Origin of the sequence: Allofournierella sp., from assembly GCF_017889395.1 — a bacterium.
Taxonomy (GTDB): Bacteria; Bacillota; Clostridia; order Oscillospirales; family Ruminococcaceae; genus Allofournierella.
In genome coordinates, this window is record NZ_JAGHKE010000057.1 from 22,492 (window position 1) to 30,834 (window position 8,343).

The 8,343-nt window shown below is 61.8% G+C and carries 9 protein-coding genes and 1 pseudogene; 6 read left to right on the forward strand and 4 right to left on the reverse strand.

The features are described from left to right. Positions 1–16: 16 nt before the first annotated feature. The 4 genes from J7G73_RS08360 to spoVAC all read right to left on the reverse strand — a co-directional run bounded on the left by J7G73_RS08360 (position 17) and on the right by spoVAC (position 3,672). Positions 17–1,639 (reverse strand): Na/Pi cotransporter family protein, encoded by a 1,623-nt coding sequence (locus tag J7G73_RS08360; protein WP_291245921.1) that lies wholly within the window; start codon positions 1,637–1,639, stop codon positions 17–19. A 189-nt stretch (positions 1,640–1,828) separates the two neighbouring features. After that, a complete protein-coding gene (gene spoVAE / locus J7G73_RS08365; RefSeq protein ID WP_291245922.1) occupies positions 1,829–2,185 on the reverse strand; it encodes a stage V sporulation protein AE in 357 nt (118 codons plus the stop codon). Continuing rightward, positions 2,182–3,207, reverse strand: a complete 1,026-nt coding sequence (locus tag J7G73_RS08370; protein ID WP_291245923.1) for a stage V sporulation protein AD — start codon at positions 3,205–3,207, stop codon at positions 2,182–2,184. Before J7G73_RS08370 ends, spoVAE begins: the two co-directional genes overlap by 4 nt. 18 nt (positions 3,208–3,225) lie before the next feature. After that, positions 3,226–3,672, reverse strand: a complete 447-nt coding sequence (gene spoVAC, locus J7G73_RS08375) for a stage V sporulation protein AC (RefSeq protein ID WP_087184824.1) — start codon at positions 3,670–3,672, stop codon at positions 3,226–3,228. 155 nt (positions 3,673–3,827) lie between these two features. Here spoVAC and pyrB point away from each other — a divergent pair. From pyrB to J7G73_RS08405, 6 genes and pseudogenes are all read left to right on the forward strand, one after another. After that, positions 3,828–4,736 (forward strand): annotated as a pseudogene (pyrB, locus tag J7G73_RS08380) (aspartate carbamoyltransferase); the annotation flags it as partial. Beyond that, the gene (locus J7G73_RS08385) at positions 4,722–4,895 is read left to right on the forward strand and encodes a hypothetical protein (RefSeq protein ID WP_291245928.1); all 174 of its coding nucleotides are present in this window, start codon (positions 4,722–4,724) and stop codon (positions 4,893–4,895) included. The pseudogene pyrB and the gene J7G73_RS08385, both read left to right, overlap by 15 nt. Positions 4,896–5,018: 123 nt before the next feature. Next, positions 5,019–5,942 (forward strand): 50S ribosomal protein L11 methyltransferase, encoded by a 924-nt coding sequence (gene prmA / locus J7G73_RS08390; protein ID WP_291245924.1) that lies wholly within the window; start codon positions 5,019–5,021, stop codon positions 5,940–5,942. 1 nt (position 5,943) lies between these two features. Beyond that, positions 5,944–6,666 carry a 16S rRNA (uracil(1498)-N(3))-methyltransferase gene (locus tag J7G73_RS08395; protein WP_291245925.1) on the forward strand — a complete coding sequence of 241 codons (723 nt, stop codon included), beginning with the start codon at positions 5,944–5,946 and terminating at the stop codon, positions 6,664–6,666. Positions 6,667–6,699: 33 nt separating this feature from the next. Further along, a complete protein-coding gene (locus J7G73_RS08400; protein WP_291245926.1) occupies positions 6,700–7,401 on the forward strand; it encodes a VTT domain-containing protein in 702 nt (233 codons plus the stop codon). Positions 7,402–7,587: 186 nt separating this feature from the next. After that, the coding region (locus J7G73_RS08405; RefSeq protein ID WP_291245927.1) for a DegV family protein at positions 7,588–8,343 on the forward strand (756 nt) is incomplete at its 3' end.

Genomic DNA, 8,343 nt, shown 5'->3' on the forward strand with positions numbered 1-8,343 from the left:
CTTTTTGATTTTTTGTTTATGCCAGAACCTGCGCGGTACGGCTCAGCTCCTGGGCGATGTTCAGCACATGGTCGCCCACACGCTCGAAGTCGGTGAGGATCTCGGAATAGAGGATGCAGCCCTCGTCGCTGCACTCGCCGTTCTTCATGCGGCGCATGTGATTCTCCCGGAAGCGGCCGGTCATATCGTCGATGGTCTGCTCCAGCTGGGCGGCATTGTCCAGCCGGGAATGGCCGTGCAGGTAGCGCAGCGCCTTGGCGCAGACAGCGCGCATCTCCATCAGCTCCTTGAGCGCGTCATCCGACAGCTGGATGTTCTCCTTTTCCAGCCGCTGGCCGTAGCCCAGAATGTTCATGGCATGGTCGCCGATGCGCTCGATGTTGCCCGCAATGCGGAAGCCGGAGGCCACCGCTGCCGAGTCCTCGGCGTTGGTCTCGCGTACCATAGCCTTGGCCACATACTGGCTGATCTCCTTGTTGAGCAGGTCCACCAGTTCTTCGGTGCGAATGGCCTTTTCGGTGCTCTCGTCCGGCCCGCTGATGACGGCCTGGAAGGCAGCGTCCACGTTTTCGCTGGCCAGATCCAGCATGCGGCCCAGCTCCTGCTGCAGCTTGCCCAGCCATACAGCGGAGGAGCCCAGAGTCGTCTTGTCCAGATAGGCAAGACCCATCATCTCGCGCTTCTCCTCTTCGGTCTTCTCGGCAGGTTCCGGCAGGATGTGCTCGGTCAGTGCAGCCATCTGAGTGCCCAGAGGCAGCAGCAGCAGAGTGGTTACGATGTTGAACAGGGTGTGCATGTTGGCGATCTGGCTGGGGATATTCTCCGGCGTGAACGATGCCACCAGAGCGGGCAGCGGGAACAGCACGCACACGATAGTGAAGATGATGGTACCGATGATGTTGAACATCAGGTGGATCAGAGTGGTGCGCTTGGCATTGCGGCTGGTGCCGATGCTGGCCAGCACCGCGGTGATGCAGGTACCGATGTTCTGACCGAACAGCACGAACACCGCGCTGGAGAAGCTGATCGCACCGCTGGCGGCCAGCGCCTGCAGAATGCCCACACTGGCGGAAGATGACTGAATCAGAGCGGTGAATGCCGCGCCCGCCAGAATGCCCAGGATCGGGTTCTCAAAGCGGGTCATCAGGGAAACGAAGGCAGGTTCATCGGCCAGAGGCTTCATGGCGGCGCTCATCATGTCCATACCGATGAACAGCACACCCAGACCGGCCACGATGCTGCCGTAGTTGTGCAGCTTGGGGTTTTTGAAGAACACCACCAGCGCCACGCCCGCAAAGGCCATGAGCGGCGCCAGCGCGCCCACATCCAGAGCGATCAGCTGGCCGGTGATGGTGGTACCGATGTTGGCACCCATGATGATCCACACCGCCTGGCGCAGGCTCATCAGACCACTGTTTACGAAACCAACCACCATGACCGTGGTTGCGCTGGACGACTGGATTACCGCGGTGATGCCCGCACCCACCGCAACGCCCAGAAAACGGTTGGCGGTGAGCTTTTCCAGAATGCTCTTCATTCGGTTGCCGGCTGCGGCCTCCAGGCCGCTGCTCATCATGTGCATGCCGTAGAGGAAGAGCGCAAGGCCTCCCAGAAGGCTCAGAACATTTGCAAGCTGCATGATTTTTCCTCCTGCTTTTCGGGCCGGTATCCTTCCGTGCCCGTTTCGCTGTTTCTTAAATTTTACTTAGATTTTATGGGTCCATAATATAAATACCGTAAATGAAAAGCCCCGGTCAACAGACCGGGGCAAAACTTTACATAGATTTTTCATTCCGGTGCAAAAAAGCGGGATTTCTTTGCACAATCGTCAGTTCTGGTCGCGGGGATGGCCCAGCGCCGCGGCCGCCACACCGCAGATCAGGCTGGCAGTCACCCCGGCCCCGGCCGCCGTAAAGCCCCCGGCCAGAATGCCCAGCAGCCCCATCCGGTCCACCGCATCGATCACTCCCTGGGCCAGCAGATGCCCGAAGCCGGTGAGGGGCACCGTGGCTCCCGCCCCCGCCAGCTCCACCAACGGGCCGTATAATCCCAGGGCGGACAGCACCACCCCGCTCACCACATAGGTCACCAGAATCCGGGCAGGGGTCAGACTGGTCAGATCGATGAGTATCTGCCCGATGACACACAGCAAACCGCCCACCAGAAACGCCCACAGATAACTCACTCTGTTTCCTCCCTTCCGGCACTCAGCTCCACCAGGTGGGCCACACCGGGGATGCTCTCACCCTGTAAAAAGGTGATCTGGCTCATCAGCGCCCCGGTGGAAAGGAACAGCACTCGCTTCAGCTCTCCCTTTTGCAGGGCGGGCATCACACTGGCGCACAGCACACTAGCCGAGCAGCCTGCGCCGCTGCCGCCGGCCTGCACATCCTGATGCTGCACATCATATAACGTAAGGCCGCAGTCCCGGTGATTTTTCAGGTCCACATCCTCCTTTTCCAGCAGCTCCTTCAAAAGACGGGTGCCCACGATGCCCAGATCACCGGTATACACCGCGTCAAACTGAGAGGGCGCGCAGCCGGTGTCCTCACAGTAGCGCAGGATGGTCTCGGCGGCAGCGGGAGCCATGGCCGCCCCCATATTGTTGATGTCGCAGACCTCGTAGTCCCGCACCCGACCGAAGGTCACCGCCCGCACATAGGGGCCCGGACCCCGGGGCTCCACCAGGCAGCAGCCCGCAGCGGTGGCGGTCCACTGAGAGGTGGGGGTGCGCTTGCCTCCGTAGGTGAGGGGAGTGCGGAACTGCCGTTCCGCCGCACAGAAATGGCTGCTGGCCAGCGCCGCTGCCCGCGAAACACAGCCGCCCGCTGCCAGGCAGGCGGCCAGGCCCACCGCCTCGGCCATGGTACTGCAGGCACCATATAGCCCGGCAAAGGGTGTATCCAGCTCCCGCATGGTGTAACCGGTGGCGGTGCACTGGTTCTGCAAATCGCCTCCCAGTACCAGATCCGGCATCTGGGGGCTGCAGTGCCCCTTTTTCAGCGCCAGGTCCAGGCAATAGCGCTGCAGGCGGCTCTCGGCCTTTTCCCAGGTGAGCTCTCCCAGCGTGTTCTCCTCAAACAGCAGATCGAATTTTGCCGCCAGCGGACCCTCGCTCTCCCGCTTTCCGCCCACGGCGGCAAAGGCGGAGATACAGGGCGGGTCCCGAAAGCGGATGGTATCGCCGGTACGCACGGCGTTTGTCATGCTCCTCATTCCTTCCTCTTATATAAATGGCCGCAGCAGGTGGTAAACAAGGCCCCACACTGCGCTGGCGGCCAGTCCGTAAACCACCACCGGCCCGGCGATCAGGAACATCTTGGCCCCCACACCGGGCACAAAGCCCTCGGACCGGTATTCCATGGCGCTGCTCACCACCGAGTTGGCAAAGCCTGTGATGGGCACCAGCGTGCCCGCCCCGGCCTTTGTGGCTATCTTCTGATACCAGCCCAGCGAGGTGAGCACCGCGCTGAACAGAATCAGGGTCACACTAGTCATGGCGGAGGCATCGCTGAGCACGAAGCCCTTTGCCAGATACGCCCGCCGCAGCACCTCGCCCACCAGGCAGATGCCTCCGCCCACAAAAAACGACCACAGGCAGTCCTTTCCTAGCTTGGAGTGGGGGCTGGCCCGCCGGTTCATTTCGTCGTATTCCCGGGGCGTGATCTTCATGGCAAACTTCTCCTTTTTCAAGTGGTCTTGCCGGTAGTATTTCCGCAGCCCGGGAACCGTATTCGTCAAAGGGCGGCAAAATTAAGGATTGACTATTGTCAGTGTCCGCCGCCTGGTGTAGAATAGGAACGATAATAACAAAGGGGGACTACCTTGTGAAGAAACTGATCAGTCCGTTGGATCTTTCCACCGCCGAGATCGACCAGCTGCTTGCTCTGGCCGACCGCATCATCGACGACCCCGCCGCCTACGCCCACAAATGTGACGGCAAGATCCTGGCCACCCTGTTTTTTGAACCCAGCACCCGCACCCGCCTGAGCTTCGAATCCGCAATGCTTCGGCTGGGCGGCAAGGTGTTGGGTTTTTCTTCGGCCAATTCCTCCAGTGCCGCCAAGGGCGAAACTGTGGCCGACACCGCCCGCGTGGTCCAGTGCTATGCGGATATCATTGCCATGCGCCATCCCCGTGAGGGCGCGGCCACCGCAGCAGCCGCCAAGATCAAGTGCCCGCTGATCAACGCGGGTGACGGCGGCCACCAGCATCCCACCCAGACCCTCACCGACCTGCTCACCATTCATCGGCTGAAGGGCCGGCTGAACAATCTGACCATCGGCCTGTGCGGCGATCTGAAGTTCGGCCGCACGGTGCACAGCCTGATCCGGGCCATGATGCGCTACGAGGGCATTCGGTTCGTGCTGATCAGCCCCAAGGAGCTGATGATCCCCAGCTACATCCGGGATGATATGACCGCTGCCGGCTTCCCCATCCGTGAGGTGGAGAATCTGGAGGATGCCATCGGCGAGGTGGATGTGCTCTACATGACCCGCGTGCAGGGCGAGCGCTTCGCGGACCAGGAGGAGTACCTGCGCCTGCGGGACCGCTACATTCTGGATGCCGCCAAGATGGCGCTGGCAAAGCCGGATATGATCGTGATGCATCCGCTGCCCCGGGTCAACGAGATCGCCACCGAGGTGGACGACGACCCCCGTGCCGCTTACTTCGAGCAGGCAAACTTCGGCCGCTTTGTACGCATGGCGCTGATCCTCACCATGCTGGAAAGTGAAACCGACAATCCGGTGATCCCGGAGCACACCGAGGTGCTGGGCGACTGCCAGAACCCCCACTGCATCACCCAGGTGGAATCCTCTCTGCCCCGGCTGTACACCCGCAGCGAGAAGGGCGTATGCCGCTGCGTGTACTGCGAGCATGAATATCAGAGCTGACCGCCCTGTTTCGCCTGCCTGGCCTGGCCGGGCAGGCGTATTTTTTCATGGGCTGTTCACGAACCGGCCATAAAAAATGCTATAATATAGAATACTATATATAAGAAACCGAGGTTTTGATCTATGCAGTGGACCGACATTCGCATTACCGTACCCAAGGCCCAGGCAGATACCGCCGAGGCCATCGCCACCGGAATCTCCGGCGGCGGCATCTACATTGAGGACTATTCCGACCTGGAGACCCAGGTGGAGCAGATCGCCCATGTGGACCTGATCGAGCAGGACCTGCTGGACAAGGACCGCACCAAGGTGATCGTGCATCTGTATCTGGCGCCGGACGAGAACCCCGCCGAGGTGGTGGAGCTGGTCCGCAGCCGACTGGCCGCCGCCGAGGTGGATTACACTCTGGCCGCCGAGGGCGTGGAGCAGGACGACTGGGAGAATGGCTGGAAGGCCTATTACCACGCCCTGACCATCGGCCAGCGTCTGGCCATCGTGCCCAGCTGGGAGGAGTTTGACACCGACCGTGTGGTCATCAAGCTGGACCCGGGCATGGCCTTCGGCACCGGCACCCATGAGACCACCGCCCTCTGCCTGGAGGTTCTGGACAGTCTGGTGAAGGGCGGCGAGCGGATGCTGGACATCGGCACCGGCAGCGGTATTCTGGCCATTGCCGCCCTGAAGCTGGGCGCAGTAAGCGCCGAGGGTGTGGACATCGACCCCATGTGCGTGCGCACCGCCGGTGAGAATGCCGCCCTGAACGGGGTGGACGACAAGCTGAAGGTGCTGATCGGCGATCTGTCCGACAAGGCCACCGGTACCTACAACATCATCACCGCCAACATCGTGGCCAACGCCATCCTGAGTCTGGCCCCCCATGTGCCCGCCCTGATGGCGCCCGGCGCCACCTTCATCGCCAGCGGCGTGATCGATACCCGCCGGGACGAGGTGGTGGAGGGCCTGCGCGCCGCCGGTCTGAACGTGGTCGAGGTGCGCGAGCAGAACGGTTGGGTGGCCATCCTGTGCAAAAACGGGGGCGAAGCCTGAGATGCCGCACCGCTATTTTACCAGTGAGATCAACGGCGACACTGCCCGGATCACCGGGACGGATGCCCACCACCTGGGCAAGGTGATGCGGGCAAAAACCGGCGAACAGGTGATTCTGTGCGACGGGGCAGGCTTTGACTACGACGGCGTGATCACCGCCATCGAGCCGGACCAGGTGACCCTCACCGTTTCCGGCAAGCGGCCCTGCACCGCCGAGCCAAAGGCAAAGGTCACCGTCTTCGCGGGCTACCCCAAGCAGGATAAGCTGGAGCTGATTCTGCAGAAGTCGGTGGAGCTGGGCGCCGAGCGCATCGTGCCCTTTTTCAGCCGGTTCTGCGTGGTGACCCCCAAAAAGGAGGACCAGAAGAACCAGCGCTACGCCCGCATTGCCGCCGAGGCTGCCAAGCAGTGCGGCCGGGGCATTCTGCCCGAGGTGGAGCTGCCGATGAACATCAGCCAGCTGCCCGGGCGCTTTTGTGAATTTGACGCGGTGCTCTTTTTCTACGAAAAGGGCGGCCGGCCGCTGCGTCAGTGCGTGCCCGCCGAAGGCGGCCGCATCGCCCTGATCACCGGTGCGGAGGGCGGCTTCTCGGAGGAGGAGGCCCAGGCGCTCATCGACGCGGGTGCCACTCCCGTGGGCCTTGGCCCCCGCATTCTGCGGTGTGAGACCGCGCCCATTGCCGCCCTGGCCGCAGTGATGACCCTGACCGGCGATCTGGAGTAATTCCCATTCCTTGCGAAAGGAGATCTTTGCGCTATGAACCACCCCCTTGCATCCCCCCGTGCCCGCCGCTGGGCCGCGGCCACAGCTCTGCTGCTGGTCTGCCTGGCAGGCGGCGCGACCGTGCTGGCGTTCCGGGACCAGCTTTGGGCCATTTTGACCAGTCAGGCTGCCCGGGACCAGTTCATCGGCTGGGTACAGAGCAAGGGCATCTGGGGCATTCTGGTATTTCTGGCGCTGCAGATTCTGCAGGTGGTGGTGGCCGTGCTTCCCGGCGAGCCGGTAGAGCTGATGGCCGGTGCCTTGTTCGGCCCGGTGGGCGGCCTGCTCATCTGTCTGGCGGGCATTTTGCTGGGCAGCATGTTCATCTATGCAGCCATGAAGGTGCTGGGCGCAAAGGCCGTGCCTGCCCAGGCCTTTCACAAGTACCGCTTTTTGCAGGACGAGCAGTGGGCGCGGCGGGCGCTGTATCTGTTGTTTTTCCTGCCCGGCACCCCCAAGGATATGCTCACCTACATCGGCCCCTTTCTGCCGGTGAAGCCGGGGGAATTCTTCTTCATCTGCACCCTGGCGCGCATCCCCAGTGTGGTCACCAGCACGGTGGCCGGCAGCAGCCTGGCAGGCGGTGGTATACTGGTGCCCATCGTGATCTTTGTGGTCATGGGCGCACTGGGCCTTGTCTGTCTGTACGGTGAGCAGCGCATTCTGAACTGGCTCCACCGCCGAAAAGAAACCTGAATCCATTTTCACCCGCCGCGGCAAATGCCGCGGCAAATGCCGCGGCGGGTTCGTTTTTTGGCAACGCTGGAAATTCCGGCCATTGTGTGCTACAATTTTTTTAACAGTGATTCCTCGCCCTGTATCTTCTACGGGCAGTGTCACAAGCGGGCAGGAGCCCGCAAACAGGAAATGGAGTGGTTTTTCATGGCAGAATATGTTTTGTTCACCGATTCCACCACCGATCTGTCGGTGGAGCTGGTGCAGGAGATGCAGGTGGAGGTAATGCCCCTGACCTTTACGCTGGGCGGCAAAAATTACCGCAATTACCCCGATAACCGGGAGCTTTCGCCCAAGGAATTCTACGACCGGCTGCGGGCCGGTGAGGTGAGCACCACCAGCCAGATCAACCAGGCGGATTTTCTGGATGCCTTCACCCCGGTGCTGGAGCAGGGAAAGGACATTCTGTACCTGGCCTTCTCCAGCGGCCTTTCCGGCACCTTCAATTCCGCCCGTCTGGCTGCTGAGGATCTGCGGGAGCAGTTCCCCGAGCGCACCATCGAGGTGATCGATACCCTGCAGGCCAGCATGGGCGAGGGCCTGGCGGTGTATTATGCCGCCTGCCTGAAAAACGAGGGAAAGAGCCTGCGTGAGGTGGCGGACTGGTTTGTGGAAAACCGCCAGTCCATCTGCGCCTGGTTCACGGTGGATGATCTGATGTTCCTGAAGCGGGGCGGCCGCGTAAGCGGCGCCGCGGCGGTGGCCGGCACCCTGCTGGGCATCAAGCCGGTACTGCATGTGGATGAAGAAGGCAAGCTGATCCCCATGGAAAAGGTGCGCGGGCGCAAGGCCAGCCTGGACGCTCTGGTCAAGCACTTTGCCGCCAGCACCTACGACCGCAGCGAGCAGGTGGTCTTTGTGAGCCACGGCGACTGCCTGGAGGACTGCCGCTATGTGGCCGAC